Annotated in this window: 18 protein-coding genes; 7 read left to right on the forward strand and 11 right to left on the reverse strand. The window is 58.6% G+C overall.

From position 1 onward, the window contains the following. Positions 1–13: 13 nt before the first annotated feature. Positions 14–514: a tellurite resistance TerB family protein gene (locus tag TM5383_RS02690; protein WP_058317515.1), complete on the reverse strand. Its 501-nt coding sequence runs from the start codon at positions 512–514 to the stop codon at positions 14–16. Positions 515–713: 199 nt separating this feature from the next. Here TM5383_RS02690 and TM5383_RS02695 point away from each other — a divergent pair, with 199 nt between their 5' ends. After that, positions 714–1031, forward strand: coding sequence for a DUF1476 domain-containing protein (locus TM5383_RS02695; protein ID WP_058317516.1), 318 nt, complete (start codon positions 714–716; stop codon positions 1029–1031). A gap of 220 nt (positions 1032–1251) precedes the next feature. Beyond that, on the forward strand, positions 1252–2268 hold the full coding sequence (bmt, locus tag TM5383_RS02700; RefSeq protein ID WP_058317517.1) for a betaine--homocysteine S-methyltransferase: 1017 nt from the start codon (positions 1252–1254) through the stop codon (positions 2266–2268). 30 nt (positions 2269–2298) lie between these two features. Here bmt and TM5383_RS02705 read toward each other — a convergent pair whose 3' ends face one another. Beyond that, a complete protein-coding gene (locus tag TM5383_RS02705) occupies positions 2299–2679 on the reverse strand; it encodes a response regulator (RefSeq protein WP_058317518.1) in 381 nt (126 codons plus the stop codon). A gap of 54 nt (positions 2680–2733) precedes the next feature. Then, positions 2734–3687 (reverse strand): sensor histidine kinase, encoded by a 954-nt coding sequence (locus TM5383_RS02710; protein WP_159438578.1) that lies wholly within the window; start codon positions 3685–3687, stop codon positions 2734–2736. A 492-nt stretch (positions 3688–4179) separates the two neighbouring features. Between TM5383_RS02710 and TM5383_RS02715 the strand changes: the two genes are divergently transcribed. Both TM5383_RS02715 and TM5383_RS02720 read left to right on the forward strand, forming a co-directional pair. Beyond that, the gene (locus TM5383_RS02715) at positions 4180–4878 is read left to right on the forward strand and encodes a cobalamin B12-binding domain-containing protein (protein WP_058317520.1); all 699 of its coding nucleotides are present in this window, start codon (positions 4180–4182) and stop codon (positions 4876–4878) included. A 16-nt stretch (positions 4879–4894) separates the two neighbouring features. Beyond that, positions 4895–5533: a DUF1638 domain-containing protein gene (locus tag TM5383_RS02720; RefSeq protein ID WP_058317521.1), complete on the forward strand. Its 639-nt coding sequence runs from the start codon at positions 4895–4897 to the stop codon at positions 5531–5533. A gap of 38 nt (positions 5534–5571) precedes the next feature. On the opposite strand, the gene TM5383_RS02725 is transcribed toward TM5383_RS02720, so the two are convergent. Continuing rightward, positions 5572–6201 (reverse strand): glutathione S-transferase family protein, encoded by a 630-nt coding sequence (locus TM5383_RS02725; protein ID WP_058317522.1) that lies wholly within the window; start codon positions 6199–6201, stop codon positions 5572–5574. 92 nt (positions 6202–6293) lie between these two features. On the opposite strand from TM5383_RS02725, the gene TM5383_RS02730 reads away from it, so the two are divergent. Beyond that, positions 6294–7031 carry a helix-turn-helix transcriptional regulator gene (locus tag TM5383_RS02730; protein ID WP_058317562.1) on the forward strand — a complete coding sequence of 246 codons (738 nt, stop codon included), beginning with the start codon at positions 6294–6296 and terminating at the stop codon, positions 7029–7031. Here TM5383_RS02730 and TM5383_RS02735 read toward each other — a convergent pair. After that, positions 7028–7435 (reverse strand): SufE family protein, encoded by a 408-nt coding sequence (locus TM5383_RS02735; protein ID WP_058317523.1) that lies wholly within the window; start codon positions 7433–7435, stop codon positions 7028–7030. The two genes, TM5383_RS02730 and TM5383_RS02735, sit on opposite strands and share 4 nt — an antisense overlap. A 195-nt stretch (positions 7436–7630) precedes the next feature. Here TM5383_RS02735 and TM5383_RS02740 point away from each other — a divergent pair, with 195 nt between their 5' ends. Further along, on the forward strand, positions 7631–8143 hold the full coding sequence (locus TM5383_RS02740) for a hypothetical protein (RefSeq protein WP_058317524.1): 513 nt from the start codon (positions 7631–7633) through the stop codon (positions 8141–8143). Between the two features lie 72 nt (positions 8144–8215). Here the strand turns inward: TM5383_RS02740 and rnd are convergent, their stop codons facing one another. From rnd to purM, 3 genes are all read right to left on the reverse strand, one after another. After that, positions 8216–9373, reverse strand: a complete 1158-nt coding sequence (rnd, locus tag TM5383_RS02745) for a ribonuclease D (protein WP_058317525.1) — start codon at positions 9371–9373, stop codon at positions 8216–8218. Between the two features lie 124 nt (positions 9374–9497). Further along, entirely contained in the window at positions 9498–10091 is a 594-nt protein-coding gene (purN, locus tag TM5383_RS02750) for a phosphoribosylglycinamide formyltransferase (RefSeq protein WP_076400232.1), read from the reverse strand. Further along, positions 10088–11137: a phosphoribosylformylglycinamidine cyclo-ligase gene (gene purM / locus TM5383_RS02755; RefSeq protein WP_058317526.1), complete on the reverse strand. Its 1050-nt coding sequence runs from the start codon at positions 11135–11137 to the stop codon at positions 10088–10090. Before purM ends, purN begins: the two co-directional genes overlap by 4 nt. A gap of 307 nt (positions 11138–11444) precedes the next feature. Between purM and TM5383_RS02760 the strand changes: the two genes are divergently transcribed. Continuing rightward, positions 11445–13166 (forward strand): methyl-accepting chemotaxis protein, encoded by a 1722-nt coding sequence (locus tag TM5383_RS02760; protein ID WP_082645369.1) that lies wholly within the window; start codon positions 11445–11447, stop codon positions 13164–13166. Positions 13167–13252: 86 nt separating this feature from the next. Here TM5383_RS02760 and TM5383_RS02765 read toward each other — a convergent pair whose 3' ends face one another. From TM5383_RS02765 to TM5383_RS02775, 3 genes are all read right to left on the reverse strand, one after another. Continuing rightward, positions 13253–14086 carry a glycosyltransferase gene (locus TM5383_RS02765; protein ID WP_058317528.1) on the reverse strand — a complete coding sequence of 278 codons (834 nt, stop codon included), beginning with the start codon at positions 14084–14086 and terminating at the stop codon, positions 13253–13255. Between the two features lie 200 nt (positions 14087–14286). Further along, positions 14287–17064, reverse strand: a complete 2778-nt coding sequence (gene fdhF, locus TM5383_RS02770; RefSeq protein WP_058317529.1) for a formate dehydrogenase subunit alpha — start codon at positions 17062–17064, stop codon at positions 14287–14289. Between the two features lie 3 nt (positions 17065–17067). Further along, on the reverse strand, positions 17068–18750 hold the full coding sequence (locus TM5383_RS02775) for an NAD(P)H-dependent oxidoreductase subunit E (RefSeq protein ID WP_058317530.1): 1683 nt from the start codon (positions 18748–18750) through the stop codon (positions 17068–17070). Positions 18751–18965: the final 215 nt, after the last annotated feature.

Raw genomic sequence — 18965 nt, forward strand, 5'->3', positions numbered from 1 at the left:
GCCTTAGATGGCGTCAGGACGCATCCTGTGCCCGTTGCAGCATGCCCACAACGTCGACAATCTGCGCAAAGGTGTCATCGGGCAGAACGAAACGTTCCGCGATTTCAGCCAATGCCTGTTTTTCGCGGTGCGCCAAATGACCATCAACCATCGCGACCCGCATGGCAAAACAGACAGCGGTTTCGCGCAACGGCATTTCCAGTTCTGCGGCGGCATGATCAATCACGGCCTCGGCGCCTTTGGTTTTCAATTCCTCCAACAGGCTGTCGATCAGCGCCTCGACACTGCCTTCGGGAAGGCGGGCGTAAATTGGACTGAAGGCACACAGATTTTGCAGCATCGCCTGTTCCGCCTCGGCAATACGACCATCGGCCGCCATCGTCAGCACCGCAGGCGCCAGCGTCGCCCGCGCATGAGCAGGCAAATCCGCCAGATCCAGCGAAGCAACCGCAGTGCTGGCATTTACCGCCTGTGCGGTATCGTTCTGGCCCAGAAGGCGGGTAAAGAATGTCATAGCTTGTCCTGTTTGCTGCGCAGTGTCCGTTTCACAGTAAACGCACGAAACACATGTTGTTTTAGCCACAGGCAGGGATGGGTTTAGACTTGCTTTGATCTGCGGATGTGGTTTGATCTGTGTCATGTCGCAGCAATGCCCCTAATGGCACAAAGCAAATGCGCCGTTATTCTAACAGGACTAAAAAAGGGACAAGGCAATGAGCACCTTTGACGAACGCGAAGCAGCATTTGAAGCAAAATTCGCCCATGACGAAGAAACCAAGTTTAAGGCAGAAGCCCGCGCCAACAAAGCACTGGGTCTGTGGGCCGCTGAGCTGCAGGGCCTGTCGGGCGATGCAGCCGAAGAATATGCGCTGACCGTGATCAAAGCTGACTTCGAAGAAGCAGGCCACGAAGACGTGGTACGCAAAGTGGCCGCAGATCTGGACGGTAAGGCAGACGCCGACGCAATCCGTGCGAAACGCGCCGAACTGCTGAGCGCGGTCAAGGCTGACATGACCAAAGCTGCCGACTAAGACAGCGGCCAAACGGGTCTATGCCGCGCCGGCGCCACACGCCAGCGGCATAACCGCCAGAAATAGACAAACGCGGCGGTCCTCGCCGCGTTTTTGCGTTTTTGCAGGTACCTGCCCCCTTGGCCTTTGCGTCTTTGCCCTATAGCGTTCGGCGAATCCTGCCCTGCACTGCGTCGGACAGGTTCCCTTATGATCCTGATCACAGCATTGGACTGATCTCATGACCAACGCCCTCTCCCGCATTCTCGAAACCCGCGACTGGCTCTTGGCCGATGGCGCCACAGGCACCAACCTGTTCAACATGGGGCTTCAGTCCGGCGACGCGCCTGAACTGTGGAACGAACAGCATCCCGACCGGATCAAGAAACTGTATCAGATGGCGGTGGATGCGGGCAGTGATCTGTTCCTGACCAACAGCTTTGGCGGCAACGCATCCCGTTTGAAACTGCATGACGCTGGCGACCGCGCCCGCGAACTGTCCCGTATGGCGGCCGAAATTGGCCGCGAGGTGGCAGATGCCTGTGATCGCGATGTCATTGTCGCGGGCTCCGTTGGTCCGACGGGTGAGATTTTTGAACCCATGGGCCCGCTGACCCATGCAGCCGCGGTCGAGATGTTCCATGAACAGGCCGAAGGTCTGAAAGAAGGCGGCGCGGACGTGCTGTGGCTGGAAACCATTTCGGCCCCCGAAGAATACATCGCCGCCGCCGAAGCCTTTGCGCTGGCCGATATGCCCTGGTGCGGCACCATGAGCTTTGACACTGCAGGGCGTACCATGATGGGCGTGACCTCGGCCCAGATGACCGAAATGGTCGAAAAGCTGCCGAACCCGCCGCTGGCCTTTGGCGCCAACTGTGGTGTGGGGGCCGCTGATCTGATGCGCACCGTGCTGGGCTTTGCCGCCCAAGGCTCCGAACGTCCGCTGATTGCCAAAGGCAACGCTGGCATCCCGAAATACGTTGATGGTCACATCCACTATGACGGCACGCCGGAACTGATGGCGGAATACGCCGTTCTGGCCCGTGACGCTGGTGCCACCATCATCGGTGGTTGCTGTGGCACCATGCCAGAACATCTGGCAGCCATGCGCAAGGCGCTGGAAACCCGTGAGCGCGGCCCGCGCCCGACACTGGATCAAGTGGCAGAGGCGCTTGGTGGTTTCTCCTCCGCGTCGGACGGCACCGGCGAAGACGCAGATGCGCCCAAGCGTGAACGCCGCGGCCGTCGCCGCAGCTAATCACCGCTGCAAAGAAACGCGCCGTCCAGCCTATTTCACTGGCTGGGCGGCCAACACATCCGCGACGCTGCGCAACAGTTCCATCGCGCCGATCGGTTTTGACAAAATCTGTTGCGCCCCCAGCAATTTCGCCACCTCCAGATAATTCGCCGCCGAGGTACGTGCCCCGCCAGAAATAGCAATAACGGGCGGCGCATCCGCATGTTTGCGCAACTCACGGATCACCTCGACCCCATCGCAGTTGGGCATAATGATGTCAGTCAGCACCAGATCGACATCGGTGCTGCGCAACAGGGCCAACCCCTGTCGCCCGTCAACAGCAGTTGTCACGTTATGCCCATCCGCGTTGAGAATAATTTCAAAGGTATCGCGGACAGCGGGGTCGTCTTCGATCAATAGAATGTGTGCCATTTGGGGTCTGCTCACGGTTAAATGTAGTTTGCTGGCGACGCAGCGAGAAAAGCTTTATTCATTAACGGCATTGACTGCCTTGTCCTGCTGATAACGCCGCGCGACCAAATAGGATGCGGGCACCCAGACCTCGAACTGAGACCCCTGCCCCAGTTTTGAGGTGACACCGATACGTCCGCCAGCGTTGCGCAGCAATTCTTGCACCTGCCATAGGCCAAGGCCGGTGCCTTCGCCCACAGGTTTGGAGGTGTAGTAAGGTTCGAAAATCCGTTCCAGTGCATCGGCTGGGATGCCTGCGCCAGTGTCAGACAGCCGTATCGTCAATCCTGACAATCCCGCTGCCTGGCCGGGCATCACATCCATCCCGATAACCCCCTGCCCACCATCCAGAGACGCCAAGGCGTTGGAAAACAGGTTCATCATCACGCCTTCCAAGTCGTCCCAGGGCAACAAAGGTGTTGGCAAGTTATCCGCTACATTGGCCCGAAAACTCACATCACTTGGACAGCCAAGCTGCAGCATATCGACCAGATCCACCATGTTTTGCGCGATGTCAGTGGTGCCGCCCTGCGCACTGTCACGGCGCGAAATGCGTAATACTGTATCCAATGAACCACGCGCACGCAGCGCCGCATCGCGGATCATTTCCAACTGTCGCAGGTGCGGATCGTCCGAACCGGATTGCATTACAACCAATTCAGACAGACCGATCACCGGCTGCAATTGGTTGTTCACCTGATGCGCCATTCCCGCCGCCAATGTGCCAAGGCCGTCCATTTTGCGCGCATGGGACAGCTGACGCTCGACCTCTAGCAGGCGCTTGGTCTGCAGCTGCGCCTCGCGCATGCGGCGCAGCGTAAACCATGTAAGTGGGATAGGCAGAAAGAGGACGATCAGTATCAATTCGTCCATGTCCCAATCTTCGTGGGCACGAGAGTAGTCATAAAACCATTCGAACAGATCCAGTTCCGACGTTAGCAACCAGATCGCAAGCAGGAATATCAGCATCAGCCAAAAATCGCGCCACTGTTCAGGCATCTTTGTTATCGACGTGATGAACTGCATTTGACTTGCCCCCGGTTGTCAACGCTGCGATCGACCATACTGCGTTTGGTTGCGCGTGTGCAATTATTTCCCTCACAGATGGATTGGACTAGCACATCCAGACACCGCCAAAACATGAGGCAGGTCAAACAGTGTTTGTTTCATAAGGGTTACGCAGGGAAATGTAGGATATACGCCAGACAGCGGCACAATCCCGTAGCCCAACTAAATCCCATCCACGCCGCCAGAAAATCAGCTGACCTTCGCTTTACAGTCGATATTTTTAACCTTACGTCGCAACTGCACATCGCCAAGTCGCAAATTGCCCAGACCAAACTGCGACAAAAAAGCGAAGTAGATACAGCAACACCGCCCGCAGTTTATTCGGGCTCCCACTCATTTCCAGCCAGCTTGCTTTTGCAAATGCGTGGCCAGACCAAGTCAAGGAAGCACACCATGTCGGACGAAGACGATATCATCCTGTCGGAACTCGATGATGAGGAACTTGTTCAACAGATGTTCGACGACCTCTACGACGGCCTCAAAGAAGAGATCGAAGAAGGGGTAAACATCCTGCTGGAACGCGGCTGGCAGCCCTACGACATCCTGACCAAAGCACTGGTTGGCGGCATGACCATTGTTGGCGCCGACTTCCGTGACGGCATCCTGTTCGTGCCTGAGGTACTGCTGGCGGCAAACGCGATGAAGGGCGGCATGGCCATCCTGAAGCCGCTGCTGGCTGAAACCGGTGCACCGCGCATGGGTTCGATGGTCATCGGCACCGTGAAAGGTGACATCCACGACATCGGCAAAAACCTGGTTTCCATGATGATGGAAGGCGCAGGTTTCGAAGTGGTCGACATCGGCATCAACAACCCTGTCGAAAACTACCTGGAAGCTCTGGAAGAGCACAAGCCCGACATCCTGGGCATGTCCGCTCTGCTGACCACCACCATGCCGTACATGAAGGTTGTGATCGACACCATGGTCGAGAACGGCATCCGTGACGACTACACCGTACTGGTTGGTGGCGCACCGCTGAACGAAGAGTTCGGCAAAGCGATCGGCGCAGACGGTTACTGCCGTGACGCGGCTGTTGCCGTGGAAATGGCCAAGGAATTCGTTGCGCGCAAGCACAACCAAGCAAACGCCTAAGAACTGCGTCTAACCTATGACGCAGTTTGATGACAGCACCCTGACCTCTCAAACCCTTCCACCCCTTCAGGGCGAGGGACGGGTGCTGATCATCGCATGTGGCGCTTTGGCGCGGGAAATCCTCGCGCTGAAGGAAATGAACGGCTGGGATCATCTGGATCTGACCTGTCTGCCCGCCATTCTACACAATCACCCAGAAAAAATTGCCGACGCTGCACGGGATGCGATTGCCAAGCATCGCGACGCCTATGGCCAGATCTTCATGGCCTATGCCGACTGCGGCACTGGTGGCGCGTTGGAGGCTGTGTGCCGCGCTGAAGGCGTAGAGATGATTGCAGGCCCACATTGCTACAGCTTCTTTGCCGGGAACGAGGCGTTTGAGGCTGCGGGCGAGGTGACCAGTTTCTTCCTCACCGATTTTCTGGCGCGGCAGTTCGAAACCTTTGTGGTGAAACCGCTGGGGCTGGACCGCCACCCTGATCTGGCGTCGATGTATTTCGGCAATTATGAAAAGCTGATCTATCTGGCCCAGACCGACGATCCTGCCCTGACCGCCAAGGCCGAAGAGGCGGCGGAAACCCTAGGGCTGGCGTTTGAACGCCGGATGACCGGTTACGGCGATCTGGCCACCGCACTCGCCGCGTTGAAGGCGTAAGCGCGGCCCGTTACGGGCCACGCATCTAGATCAACGCCTTACGCAACTTCCTCCGCCGCGATGTGCAGCATCGCCTCTGTCTCAAACGCGGCCAATGCGTCACCGTCCAGTTCTGCGCCCACACGGGCAACCCAGTCTTTGATCACAGCGCTATCGGGCATCAAATGCGGCGCCCATTGGAAGGGCGACGCCAGCAGAATATCCGCCACGCTCAACCCCTGCCCCAAAAGATACGGTGCCGTATGGAGCGCGCGTTCCAATTCCGCCGCCACCTCTGCCATGCCACGGAACGTTTCTGCCAGCGCGGGGTGGTCAAGACCGGAAAAGGCCGCAACCAGCACTGGTTCCAGAACGCCACCGGAATAGGCCATCCAGCTAAGGTAGGCGCCACGGGTCGCCTCGCCCATTTTGGGGCTGAAGGGCTGGCCGAACAGCTCATCCAGATAGATCATGATCGCCGCACTTTCGCGGATACCGACGCCCTCATCGGTGACCAGATAGGGAACCTTACCCTCAGGATGGGGGTTGCGCGGATCGCGACGCCCAGCACCATCATGGCGGGGCACATCGACGATCACCACCTCTACCGCGTCCAGTTTGCCCATCAGCATCAGCTGGGCAATCACACGCGACGAACGGCTGTTGGGGGAATGATAAAGGGTTGGCATGTTTGTACTTTCTGTCTGGGATTGAAGATACCCCCTCTATCGCGCTACCCTCTTGCCAAATTCTGTCAGTAGCGTTGCCGCACCCTACCCCCATGTCCAAAAGCGATCGCCTGTTTCGTCTGTTGCACCTGATCCGCGGCCTCCGTCCGCCGGTGACCGCCGCCCGTCTGGCCAGCGCGATGGAGGTGTCAGAGCGCACGATCTACCGCGACATCGACAGCCTGCGCGCGGCTGGCGCACGGATCGAGGGCGAGGCAGGCGTTGGTTTCACGATGGTCGAGGATCCGGCGCTACCACCACAAACCTTTACCCAGATCGAGATTGAGGCGCTGACATTGGGTCTGTCTGACGTAACCCAACGGGGTGATAGCGATCTGGCGCAGGCGGCTCAGGACGCGCTGGTCAAGATCCTGGCCACCCTGCCCGAACGGCAACAACGACAGGCGGCCCATGCGGCCAATCTGGTGCATCGGTTTAACACGCCGCCAACACCAACCATCGACATGACACTGCTGAGAGAGGCCATGTGGGCCGAAGAGGCGCTGGATATCGGCTACCGCGATCTGAAAAACGCCCGCACCACGCGGCGGATATACCCACTGGCGCTATCCTATCATGATCGCAACGTGATGCTGCTGGCGTGGTGCTGTAAACGTCAGGATTTCCGCAGCTTTCACGTCACCCGCGTCACCGACTACAAAAAAACCGGCGAAAGCTTTCGCCCACGCCGGGTGACGCTGTTGCGCGAATTTGTAGCGCAGCTACAGGAACGTGACCGCGCCTGTGCCGGTGCCGGTGCGGCGGCGAACCAGAACGCGCCAACCTCTTAGGCAGCGGCGGCCACGCTGCGGATGCGTTCGATCATCGCCCGTACACCGTTCGAACGCTGCGCCGACAGGTGTTCGTTCAGACCCAAACGGCCCAGTTCAGCGTGGGCATCCACCTGCCCCACCTCTGCCAAAGTCAGATCGTTGTAAAGCGCGCGCAGCACCGCGATCAGGCCGCGCACGATCATCGCGTCGCTGTCCCCGTCAAAGCGGAACACGCCACCATCGATACTGGGATGCAGCCAAACCTGCGACGCACAGCCGTCCACCTTGGTCGCGGGCACCTGCAGGGCTTCGTCCAGCCCCTCCATCGCCTTGCCCAGTTCGATCACATGGCGGTAGCGATCTTCCCAATCGTCCAGAAATTCAAAGTCTTCGACAATTTCCTCAAATGCGGCGGCTGCCATCGCACTCTCCTGCTTCGGGCTTTCGTGTTACCCGACTGAGTTAGGCTGCACACCGCCAAAGGTCCAGCGGAAACCAGCGCAAATACCAGTGCAAATCAATGGCTGTGACGCCAAAGCGTGCAAGCCACTTTTCAAGTGCGCCGCAATAGGATAACCCAGAAAGAAAGCGATCACAGGCAGCCACTGGTAGACCACATGTATAAATCTCTTTCGGTTCTTCTGATTTCTTCTGTGGTGCTGGCAGGATGTGGGCAGTCGCGTCTGAACCCGCTGAACTGGTTCGGCAGCGCCACCACAGTCGAAGCGCCTGACCCCGCCCGCCCAGAGGTCAACCCGCTGATCCCCGAACGTAGCCGTATCACGGCCCGTGACACCACCTACAAGGGCCTGTTGGTCGCGGACATCAAATCGATGAAGGTAGAGCGTATCCCTGGTGGGGCTGTTGTGCGTGTGACCGGCGTTGCCGCGGCGCAGGGTAGCCATGATGTTCGCCTGGAAGCGCTGAACGATGGTGCGCCCATTGATGGCGTTCTGGTCTATGAACTGCGCGCCGTCACCGAAGAGCAGCGCACCCGCACACCGGGCAAGGTTGGCAATGAACGCACCCGCCTGATCACCGCCGCCAGTTTTGTCAGCGATCAGGCACTGGCGCGTGTGCGCAGCATCGAGGTGCGCGGTCAGAACAACGCATTGGCCAGCCGCCGCTGACCTGCCACCGACAATCCGCGCAATAAAAAAGGGGCCGCATGGCCCCTTTCGTGTTTCTGATTTGTGGCTCAATCAGAGGTTAATCAACTTGATCGATTTGCCCTTGGCGGCCAGTGCCACTTCACCGTTGCATAGGCGCAGGGCGTCGCTGCCGAACACCTCTTTGCGCCACCCCTGCAGGGCAGGCACGTCACGCACGCCAGCGGCGATAGCGTCGAGATCCGATGCGGGTGCAATCAGGCGCGATGCAACGCCCGCGTCTTCGGTCTTGGCCTTCAACAGGACGCGCAGCAGGTCGGCCAGCGCAGGGTTCACCTGCAGCTTGTCACGGCTGGTGTCGGGTTTCGGCAATTGATCGGCGGGGCAGTTCACGCCCGCCTTAACGGCGGCCAGAATACCTTCGGCAATGTCACCTTTGCGGGCCTCACGCAGCAACAGGCGCGAACGCCCCAGATCCTGCATGTTCCCAGGTTTAGTCGAAGCCAGTTCGACCAGCGCGTCATCCTTGAACACGCGCGAACGTGGGATGTTGCGCTGCTGCGCGTAGCCTTCGCGGAACTTGGCCAATTCACGCACAACGGCCAGAAACTTGCCGCTGGTGGTGCGGGTTTTGACCCGTTTCCACGCATCTTCAGGCTGGATGATATAGGTGTCGGGGTTGGTCAGAATGCGCAGCTCTTCACGCACCCAAGCGTCACGGCCAGTCTTTTCCAACTCAGCCGACAGGTATTCGTAGATCATCCGCAGGTGCGTCACATCTGCCAGCGCATACTTCTTTTGCGCATCGGTCAGCGGGCGACGCGACCAGTCGGTGAAACGTGATGTCTTATCAAGGCTTTGCTTGGCGATTTTGCGCACCAGCGTTTCATAGCCCACCTGTTCGCCAAAGCCGCAGACCATCGCCGCAACCTGCGTGTCAAACAGCGGTTCAGGAAACACGCCCGCCTCAACAAAGAAGATCTCAAGATCCTGACGCGCAGCGTGGAACACTTTGACCACATTGGTGTCTTTGAACAGCTCCAAGAGCGGCGCAACCGAAATGCCATCGGCCAGCGGATCCACCAGCACAGCGTTGTCATCAGTTGTGCCGGGCATGGCCAGCTGCACGAGGCACAGTTTGGAATAATAGGTGCGTTCGCGCAGGAATTCGGTGTCGACCGTCACATACGGGTGTTTGCGGGCCTCTTCGCAATATGTGGCCAGCTCTGCGGTCGTGGTAATCGTTTTCATAGAGTGCTTTCGCCTCATTCTGGTGGGTGCGGGCTCATCCCGCAGGAAATGCTTGGGCCTGTTGGCCAAGCTGCGGCAGCCTTACGCCATTCGGTCGCGAATGGAAAGGCGTGCGGTGTAAGGGTCAATCAAGGGTCAGCAGCGTCTGATCTCCGCTGACAAAGCGGCGCAATACGGCAGGGTATAGTTTGTGTTCCTGCACAAGCACCCGTGCGGCCAGCGTATCGGCAGTATCGCCTGCCTGCACCGGAACCCGCGCCTGTCCCAGGATCGGGCCATCGTCCAATTCCGGCGTCACCAGATGCACGGTGCAGCCAGCGACGTCGTCGCCCGCATCCAGCGCGCGTTGGTGGGTGTGCAGCCCCTTGTATTTGGGCAGCAGCGACGGGTGGATGTTCAGCATCCGTCCTTCCCAATTGCGCACAAACCCTTCGGTCAGCACCCGCATGAAGCCCGCCAGACAGATGATATCTGGCTGCGCCTCTTCCAACTGGCGCTGCAGCTCTGCCTCAAACGCGGCACGGTCACCTTTGTAGGGGCGGTGATCAACGGCGAAGGTGGGCACGCCCATCGCAGCCGCCTTTTTCAAACCGCCTGCCTCGGGATCGTTGGACCCAACAAGGACGGCGCGTGCAGGGTGATCGCCCTGCATGCTTTCGACCAGTTTCACCATATTCGAGCCGCCGCCCGAAATCAGCAGCGCGACCCGTTTGCTCACAGCAGCGACCCCTCATAGGCAACGCCCGGCGTGGTGGTGATCGCGCCCAGTTTGGTGACGGTTTCGCCAGCGGCTTCCAGCACTTTGGTCAGCGCCTCTGCCTCTGCCTCATCCACAACAAGGATCATGCCGATGCCGCAGTTGAAGGTTTTGAGGATTTCTGCCTCTTCCATGCCGCCGGTTGCGGCCAGCCATTTGAACACAGGCGGCAGATCCCACGCGCCCAGATCAATGGTCGCACCCAGATCATCAGGCAGAACGCGCGGCAGGTTTTCAGTCAGACCACCGCCAGTGATGTGGGCCAGCGCATGCACGCCGCCTGCGCGGATCGCGTCCAGCACCTGTTTCACATACAGACGGGTCGGCGCCAGCAGCGCGGCGCCCAGCGTTTGGCTGTCATCCCACGGGCAGGTCGCGTCCCAGCCAAGGCCAGACACTTCGACCAGTTTGCGCACCAGCGAATAGCCGTTGGAGTGGACGCCATTGGACCCCAGGCCCAGCAGAACATCGCCCGCTTTCACATCAACAGGCAGATCCGCACCGCGTTCCATTGCACCAACAGCAAAACCGGCAAGGTCAAAGTCACCTTCGCTATACATGCCGGGCATTTCGGCGGTTTCCCCACCAATCAGCGCACAGCCGGATTGTTCGCAGCCAGCAGCGATGCCATTGATGATGCGGGTCGCGCTGTCCAGTTCCAGTTTGCCCGTGGCAAAGTAGTCGAGGAACAACAAGGGCTCTGCGCCCTGACAGACCAGATCATTGACGCACATGGCCACCAGATCGATGCCAATGGTGTCGACGTTGCCAGTGTCAATCGCGATACGCAGCTTGGTGCCCACACCGTCGGTGGCGGCAACCAGAATGGGGTCTTTGTAGCCTGCGTCCTTCAGGTCAAACAGCGCACCGAAGCCCCCCAGACCTGCCATCACACCGGAGCGCGCGGTGCGTTTGGCAGCCGGTTTGATCCGATCGACCAGTGCGTTGCCTGCATCAATATCCACACCTGCGTCTGCGTAGGTCAGACCGTTCTTGCCCTGGCTCATCGTGAGATCCCCTGTGTACCACCGGTAATTTGGCGCCTGCGATAGACCAACGGGCGGCCCATGTCTACGCTTTAAGGCTAATGTACCTTGGCAGAAGGGCGGAAAAACAAATTCCAGCCCCGCAGGCGGCGGTTTTCCTACCCTGCTATCGCCAACATCCCCCTAACGGATGCCTAGGCCATATCTCAAAGGAATAGGTGCCGCGAAAAACCAAACGGCATACCGCCTGAGCGCTAATATCTTCGATAAGCATGCCGTTATCACTTACAGCGCGTCTTTCGCCAAAGTAACCAGTTCAGAAAGATAAATGATGTCCACAGTAGACCCCACCGTGACCGACACCAGCGAACTGTCCAAACAGACAGCTTATGCTGCTTATGAACACCTCAGCAGCCCGATTATGGTCTGCGACAACCAACTGGTCATCCGTTATGCGAATTCCGTCGCGTTCGAAATGTTCAAGCGGTTGGAACTCGATATTCAGAGCGACCTTCCCGATTTTGTAGCCGATGACATCGTCGGCAAAAAAGTCGATGTGTTCCACAAGAACCCTGCTTATCAGCACAAAATCATCGCTGCGATGAGCGATACCCATCTGGGCAAGTTCAAAATCGGCAGCACCCATCTGGCGTTCCATGCCTCCCCCAACCTCAAAGAGGACGGGACGCTGGATGCCGTTGTTGTGGAATGGCAGGACCGCACCGCCGAACGTCAGGTGCGCGAAGATCTGAACAACTTCCTGGCCGAAGTGAAGGCCATGGGCGATGCCCATGAACAGGGAAACACACGCGTCTTTATTGATGCCGCCAGCTACCCCGACAGCCTGAGCGAAGTGTCCGAAGCAGTGAACAAAATGGTCAAGGGCCACATGTACATCCAGCAATGTATGGCAGGCGCCGCCGAAGCCTTTGCTGCGGGTGATTTTGACTTCCAGATCGAACAGTTCCCGGGCGACAAAGCAGCGGTGAACGAAGGCATCGACCACGTGCGTGACAGTTTCCGCACTATCACCAACGAAATCCGCAAAGCATCCGAAGCAATTGTAGCTGGCGATCTGGCTGTCGAAATTCATACCGACGGCCTGCGCGGTGAATTCCTGTCGGTTATGGAAACCTTCGATCACGCCTTTGGCGCGCTAAGCAACATCCTGGGCGAATTGAACACCCAAATTCAGGAGGTGTCGAAATCATCGGAAATGGTATCGACCTCTTCGGGCACCCTATCGACCAGCGCAGAACGGGCCAGCCAAGCGATTGACGAAATTTCGTCGTCCTTTGACGAAACCGAAAGCATGGTGCGCGCCACCTCTGACGCGGCGACCCGCGCCCATGAGGTTGCAAACTCCGCAAGCCAGACAGCGACCGAAGGCAGTGAAACGATGGCCAGCCTTCTCAGCGCGATGGATGGCATCGATTCCAAGGCGCGTTCGATTGCTTCGATCAACAAAGTGATCGACGAAATTGCGTTCCAAACCAACCTCTTGGCTCTCAATGCTGCAGTAGAAGCAGCGCGCGCGGGTCAATATGGTCGTGGCTTTGCCGTGGTCGCCCAAGAGGTGCGCAACCTTGCCGGTCGCTCTGCCAAGGCAGCTCAGGAAACGACGTCGCTGATCGAAGATTCGAGCCAAGCCATCCAAGAAGGCGTCAAAATCGCCAACGAGATGGACACCTCGTTCCAGTCGCTGTCGGATGCGTTTGATGACGTAAAGTCGCTGGTCGGTGAAATCAACGTCGCCACCCGCGAACAGCAATCTGCGGTCAGCCATATTTCCAACTCTGTTGCAGAAATCGCTGGCACGGCTGCGACGACTGACTCGGAATCGTCGTCGCTGGCATCTGGGGCGGAACAACTGTCCTCTTCGACTAACCTGATGCGGGCGCAACTGGGCCGGTTCAAGTTGCGCAGCAACAATGCAGCGATGGCCGAAGCGATGGCAGATTTCGATCTGTCACAGCTGAGCCCCGAAATGGCTGCACAGGTGCAAAAGATGCTCGAAGATGAAAATCTGACGAAATACGCTGCTGAATAAGCAGTGTCTCAAAAAATAGAAAACGCGGTCCTCATTTGGGGCCGCGTTTTTCGTTGGTAATGGGGCCTACCCCCGATGGTCGCGCCCTACTCTGCCGCGATTGGTTGCGCGACCGTCTGGTCGCTGAACGGCAGGCGCCAGTCGTCTCCCAAGTCTTTCAACAGTGGGAAAGTCTTATAAAGGCGCGGCATGTCCTCTTCGCTGACAGAGGTCTTGGGCCGACGGCCCAGACTGTCATTGCTGTTATGAACAGCGCGCAGATAATGCGGCTCCAGCGTGTGGATCACCCGAACAGGACGGCGTTCCAGAACCTTGTGATGGGCCACACGGAACGGGCTACGACGGCTGTCTGTCGGTGCCACCACGGTTAGCCCCTGATTGTTCGCAGGCACATTGCGCGGGATCAGTTTCAGATCGCCGTTCTGAAATTCAGCGGTTACACCACGAGGCCATGATAAGAACACATAGTTCGGTTGGTCCGCCTTACGCAGGGTCAACGCAGCCTGTGCTTCGCCGCGCAAATCCGCGGTAAAATCAACCCCGACAGCATCATCATCATCCAACACGACTTGCGCACTGTAGGTATATCGGTTGAAGGTTTTCTTGCGATAGGCCTCAAACGCGCCGGCAGCGCTTTCGGGATCGCGGAAAATCACATGCGCCCGTGCGCCCAACATATCGTCGCAGATGTCCTTCAGCCGGTCCTGATACTGCTGCGGCATAAGCGTCGATGACAGGATGATGACGTTGAAATCAGGGTCCGTTTGATCCCGCAACGATGCCAAAGAAACCTTGCGCAGAAAATACTCGCGTTCATCCAAACGCTTTGGGTCAAACAATTTTCCTGGATCGCGGCTGGCATCACTTTGCCAACCAGATTGCCCAAAAAACGAATACCGCATCATATAAAGCAAATGCATTGACGATCTTCCCTCATAAAAATGCGACCCCAAAATTGGATCGCAGTAGTAGCGCCACATACTTTCGTCGGCAATTAACTTACTTTTGATACTAAATTGAGGCAAGAAAAAGGAAGCCGCAGCGTCTGAGCGGCCAGCGGACAAAGAAAAGGCCGGGGAAATCCCCGGCCTTTTTGTCATTCACCAAAACTGCGGCTGCGTTATTCAGCGGCGATCTTTTGCACCGCTTCGACCCGCACAGCGGAGAATTTGAACTCCGGGATCTTGCCGTAGGGGTCCAGCGCGGGGTTGGTCAGGATGTTTGCCGCTGCCTCAACATAGGCGAAGGGCACGAACACCATATCCTCTGCCACCGCGCGGTCGGCACGGGCCATGATCTCGATCGAGCCACGGCGCGTGCTGAGGCGCACCATATCCCCCGGCTGCACGCCAAGGCGGCGCAGGGTTTTGGGGTGCAGCGAACAGTTCGCTTCGGGTTCGACCGCGTCCAGAACCTTGGACCGGCGGGTCATCGACCCGGTGTGCCAGTGTTCCAGCTGACGACCGGTGGTCATGATCATCGGGTAATCCGCATCCGGCGCCTCATCCGGTGCGATGACAGCCGCGGGGGTAAAGCGCGCGCGCCCACCTGCACGGGGGAAGCCATCACCGAATACCACAGCCTGACCCGGATCTTCGGGGCTGAGCGACGGGTAGGTCACGGTTTCGGTTTTCAGACGCTCCCAGGTGATGTTGTTCAGCGACTTCATCACCTTCTTCATCTCGCCAAACACCTGCGACACGTCGGTGTAGCCCCAATCGAGGCCCAGACGCTGCGCCAGTTCAACGGTGATCGCCCAATCCTCGCGCGCTTCACCCGGCGGGGTGACGGCAGGACGAACGCGCTGAACCTGACGGTTGGTGTTCGACACCGTGCCGTTCTTCTCATAGAGCGCCGAGGCAGGCAGGATCACATCGGCAAAACACGCGGTTTCGGTCAGGAAGATGTCCTGCACCACCAGATGTTCCAGCTTGGCAAAGGCTTCGCGCGCGTGTTCGGCATCAGGGTCCGACATCGCCGGGTTTTCACCCAGGATATACATCCCCTTCACGTTGCCCGCGTAGGCCTGATCGACAATCTCGGTCACGGTCAGACCGCGTTTGTTCGACCAATCTTCATCCCGGCCCCAGACACCAAAGATGTCTTCGCGGACCGCGTCATCTTCGACCGAACGGTAATCCGGCACAAACATCGGGATCAGGCCCGCGTCAGACGCGCCCTGTACGTTGTTCTGACCACGCAGCGGGTGCAGACCGGTGCCCGGACGACCCACCTGACCAGTCATCAGTGCCAGCGAAATCAGGCAGCGCGAGTTGTCGGTGCCGTGAATGTGCTGGCTGACGCCCATACCCCAGAAGATCATCGCCGATTTTGCACCAGCAAAGGTGCGGGCAACGTCGCGGATGACATCGGGCTTGATGCCGCAGATCTCTTCCATCGCTTCGGGGGTGAAGTCTTTCAGGTGCTCTTTTTCAGCGTCCCAGTTTTCAGTGTAAGCGTCGATGTACTGCTGATCATACAGCCCCTCTTCGACGATCACGTTACAGATCGCGTTCAGCATGCTGACGTCCGCCCCGGGGCGGAATTGCAGCGTCTGATAGGCAAAGCGCTTGAGGCCCTGCGCGCGCGGATCCATCACGATCAACTTGCCGCCGCGTTTGGTGAACTGCTTGAAGTAGGTCGCCGCAACCGGGTGGTTTTCCAGCGGGTTACAGCCAATAACGATCGCCACATCGGCGTTTTCAATCTCGTTAAAGGTCGCGGTTACCGCGCCGGAACCCACGTTTTCGATCAGCGCCGCAACCGAAGATGCGTGGCACAGACGGGTGCAGTGGTCGACGTTGTTGTGCTTGAAGCCCTGACGGATCAGCTTCTGGAACAGATACGCCTCTTCGTTGGTGCACTTGGCCGAGCCAAAGCCCGCAACCGAGGCACCACCGTGCGCCTGACGCAGTTTGGACAGACCGCCCGCAGCCTTTTCCATCGCCTCTTCCCACGTTGCTTCGCGGAAGTGGGTCATCAGGTTGCCGGGATCGACGTTCAGACCCTTGGCCGGTGCGTCGTCGCGACGGATCAGCGGTTTGGTCAGGCGGTGTTCATGGTGGATGTAGTCAAAGCCAAAGCGACCTTTCACACATAGACGGCCTTCGTTTGCGGGGCCGTTGATGCCCTCAACATACTTGACCTTGCCGTCTTTCACCTTAAGCGAGACCTTACAGCCCACACCACAGAAGGGGCAGACACTTTCGGTTTCGCTGTCGAAATCGGCGCTGTCGCCCTGCTGGTTTTCGTCCACAACCGACGACGGCATCAACGCGCCGGTGGGGCAGGCCTGAACACATTCGCCACAGGCCACACAGGAACTGTCGCCCATCGGGTCAGCGAAGTCGAAGGTGGGATAGGCGTCATGGCCACGGCCAGACATGCCGATCACGTCGTTCACCTGAACCTCACGGCATGCGCGGACACACAGACCACACTGGATGCAGGCATCAAGGTTGACGCTCATCGCAACGTGGCTGTCATCCAGCAGCGGAATGCGGCCGTCTTCCAGTTTGGGGAAGCGGCTGGTGTCGATGCCGGTGGCATCCGCCATGTCCCACAGGTGCGAGGATTTATCGTGCGCTTCTTCACGCGTGGGCTGGTCGGTGACCAGCATCTCTACCACCATTTTACGGGCGGTTTCGGCGCGATTTGAATTGGTGGTGACAACCATGCCTTCGGCAGGTTCACGGATACAAGAGGCCGCCAGCGTGCGCTCGCCCTCAATCTCGACCATACAGGCGCGGCAGTTGCCGTCGGGGCGATAGCCCGGCTGCGGCTTGTGGCACAGGTGCGGGATTTTCAGCCCACGGCCATTAGCCACTTCCCAAATGGTCATACCGCGATCTGCGGTGACTTCTTCCCCGTCGAGGGTGAATGTGATTTGGTCGCTCATCCCTCAGACCTCATCTGCAAAGTGTTTCATGGTCAAACGGATCGGGTTCGGCGCGGCCTGACCCAGACCACAGATCGACGCGTCGCCCATGGTGGTGCACAGCTCTTCCAGCAGGGATTGATCCCAGCGGTCGGCCTGCATCAGCTTCACTGCTTTTTCACAGCCAACGCGGCAGGGCGTGCACTGACCGCAGCTTTCATCCTCGAAGAAGCGCAGCATGTTCAACGCCGCTTCACGGGCGCTGTCTGCCTCAGAGAGGACAACAACAGCAGCGGAACCGATAAAGGTGCCATGCGGTTGCAGCGTGTCAAAGTCCAGCGGAATATCATTCATGCTGGCTGGCAACAGACCGGAGGACGGGCCACCCGGCTGATAGGCCTTGAACACATGACCGTCTGCCATGCCACCGCAGGCCGCGATCAAGTCGTCGATGGTGGAGCCCGCAGGCAGCAGATGCACGCCGGGGTTCTTCACGCGGCCAGAGACGGAGTAAGAGCGCAGGCCCTTACGACCGTTTTTCTCCACGCTGTTCATCACCTCTGGGCCTTCGCGGCAGATTTTGGCCACCCAGTAGAGGGTTTCAACGTTATGCACCAAGGTCGGCGCGCCAAAGATACCCACCTGCGCCACAAACGGCGGGCGGTGACGCGGGATGCCGCGCTTGCCCTCGATGCTTTCAATCATCGCGCTTTCTTCGCCGCAGATGTAGGCCCCTGCCCCGCGACGCAGGTCGATGTAGCCCGGTTCCACGATGCCAGCGGTTTCCAGTTCTGCAATTTCACGACGCAGGATTTCCAGCACGGCAGGATATTCATCACGCATGTAGATGAAGGCTTTCTCTGCCTCAACCGCCCAAGCGGCGATCAGCATGCCCTCAAGGAACAGATGCGGCGTGCGCTCAAGGTAGTAGCGATCCTTGAAGGTGCCCGGTTCGCCTTCGTCCCCGTTGACGGCCAGATAACGCGGACCTTCGTTGGCACGCACAAAGCCCCATTTGCGACCCGACGGGAAGCCAGCGCCGCCCAGACCACGCAGGCCGGACGACAATACAGTTTCCTGCACCTCTTCCCAATTGCCGGTTTCGCGCAGCTGCTTCAGCGTGGCGTAGCCGCCATCCGCCTGATAGGCCGCCATGTCCTGATAATCGGGAATATCCGCATGGGTATGGTTCGCCGCAATCGCCGCCTGCACCTTTTCAGGGGTGGCGTTGTCGATGTGGTGGTGACCCAGCTCCAGAACCGGCGCGGTGTCGCAACGGCCCATGCAGGGCGCGCGCAGAACGCGGACTTCGGACGGGTCCAGACCGTCTTCCAGTGCTTGTTTCAGTTGCTGGGCACCGGCCATTTCACACGACAGGCTGTCGCACACACGGATGGTCAGCGCGGGCGGCGGAGTTTCGCCCTCTTTCACCACGTCGAAATGCGCGTAGAAGGTTGCAACCTCATAGATCTCGGACATGGCGAGGCGCATTTCCTCTGCCAGCGCACGCATATGCGCCGCGCTCAGATGGCCGTATTCGTCCTGGATGAGGTGCAGAAACTCGATCAGCAGATCGCGATTGCGGGGGCGGTCCCCCAAAAGGGCGAGAACCTCGCCATGGGCTTTATCATCCAACTGGCGGCCTTTGGTCGTGTGACGACCTTTGCCTTTGCCGGATTTCCAGATGCCCGCGTCATCCAACGACATGTTGTGACCTCCCGTCCGCACTTGCGTGTGTGTATTTTGCTGGTTGCAACGTAGATATTTGCATTAGCCTACCATACCCGACGCAGGGTCAGATTACGGTTTACGCCATTCTGCTGCCTAAATGCGCCACCCACGCGCCCTTGCACCGCTCAGTCACGACCCAAAGACGCCGGATTACGGCGCGTAGCCAAATTGGCAAAATCCTCCCAATTTAT

Origin of the sequence: Thalassovita mediterranea (assembly GCF_001458435.1) — a bacterium.
GTDB lineage: Bacteria > Pseudomonadota > Alphaproteobacteria > Rhodobacterales > Rhodobacteraceae > Thalassobius > Thalassobius mediterraneus.

Bases quoted from the DNA above. Each gene is read 5' to 3' on its own strand.
- TM5383_RS02690 (WP_058317515.1), bottom strand. From the start codon at position 514: ATGACATTCTTTACCCGCCTTCTGGGCCAGAACGATACCGCACAGGCG.
- TM5383_RS02695 (WP_058317516.1), top strand. From the start codon at position 714: ATGAGCACCTTTGACGAACGCGAAGCAGCATTTGAAGCAAAATTCGCC.
- bmt (WP_058317517.1), top strand. From the start codon at position 1,252: ATGACCAACGCCCTCTCCCGCATTCTCGAAACCCGCGACTGGCTCTTG.
- TM5383_RS02705 (WP_058317518.1), bottom strand. From the start codon at position 2,679: ATGGCACACATTCTATTGATCGAAGACGACCCCGCTGTCCGCGATACC.
- TM5383_RS02710 (WP_159438578.1), bottom strand. From the start codon at position 3,687: ATGCTGATATTCCTGCTTGCGATCTGGTTGCTAACGTCGGAACTGGAT.
- TM5383_RS02715 (WP_058317520.1), top strand. From the start codon at position 4,180: ATGTCGGACGAAGACGATATCATCCTGTCGGAACTCGATGATGAGGAA.
- TM5383_RS02720 (WP_058317521.1), top strand. From the start codon at position 4,895: ATGACGCAGTTTGATGACAGCACCCTGACCTCTCAAACCCTTCCACCC.
- TM5383_RS02725 (WP_058317522.1), bottom strand. From the start codon at position 6,201: ATGCCAACCCTTTATCATTCCCCCAACAGCCGTTCGTCGCGTGTGATT.
- TM5383_RS02730 (WP_058317562.1), top strand. From the start codon at position 6,294: ATGTCCAAAAGCGATCGCCTGTTTCGTCTGTTGCACCTGATCCGCGGC.
- TM5383_RS02735 (WP_058317523.1), bottom strand. From the start codon at position 7,435: ATGGCAGCCGCCGCATTTGAGGAAATTGTCGAAGACTTTGAATTTCTG.
- TM5383_RS02740 (WP_058317524.1), top strand. From the start codon at position 7,631: ATGTATAAATCTCTTTCGGTTCTTCTGATTTCTTCTGTGGTGCTGGCA.
- rnd (WP_058317525.1), bottom strand. From the start codon at position 9,373: ATGAAAACGATTACCACGACCGCAGAGCTGGCCACATATTGCGAAGAG.
- purM (WP_058317526.1), bottom strand. From the start codon at position 11,137: ATGAGCCAGGGCAAGAACGGTCTGACCTACGCAGACGCAGGTGTGGAT.
- TM5383_RS02760 (WP_082645369.1), top strand. From the start codon at position 11,445: ATGATGTCCACAGTAGACCCCACCGTGACCGACACCAGCGAACTGTCC.
- TM5383_RS02765 (WP_058317528.1), bottom strand. From the start codon at position 14,086: ATGCATTTGCTTTATATGATGCGGTATTCGTTTTTTGGGCAATCTGGT.
- fdhF (WP_058317529.1), bottom strand. From the start codon at position 17,064: ATGAGCGACCAAATCACATTCACCCTCGACGGGGAAGAAGTCACCGCA.
- TM5383_RS02775 (WP_058317530.1), bottom strand. From the start codon at position 18,750: ATGTCGTTGGATGACGCGGGCATCTGGAAATCCGGCAAAGGCAAAGGT.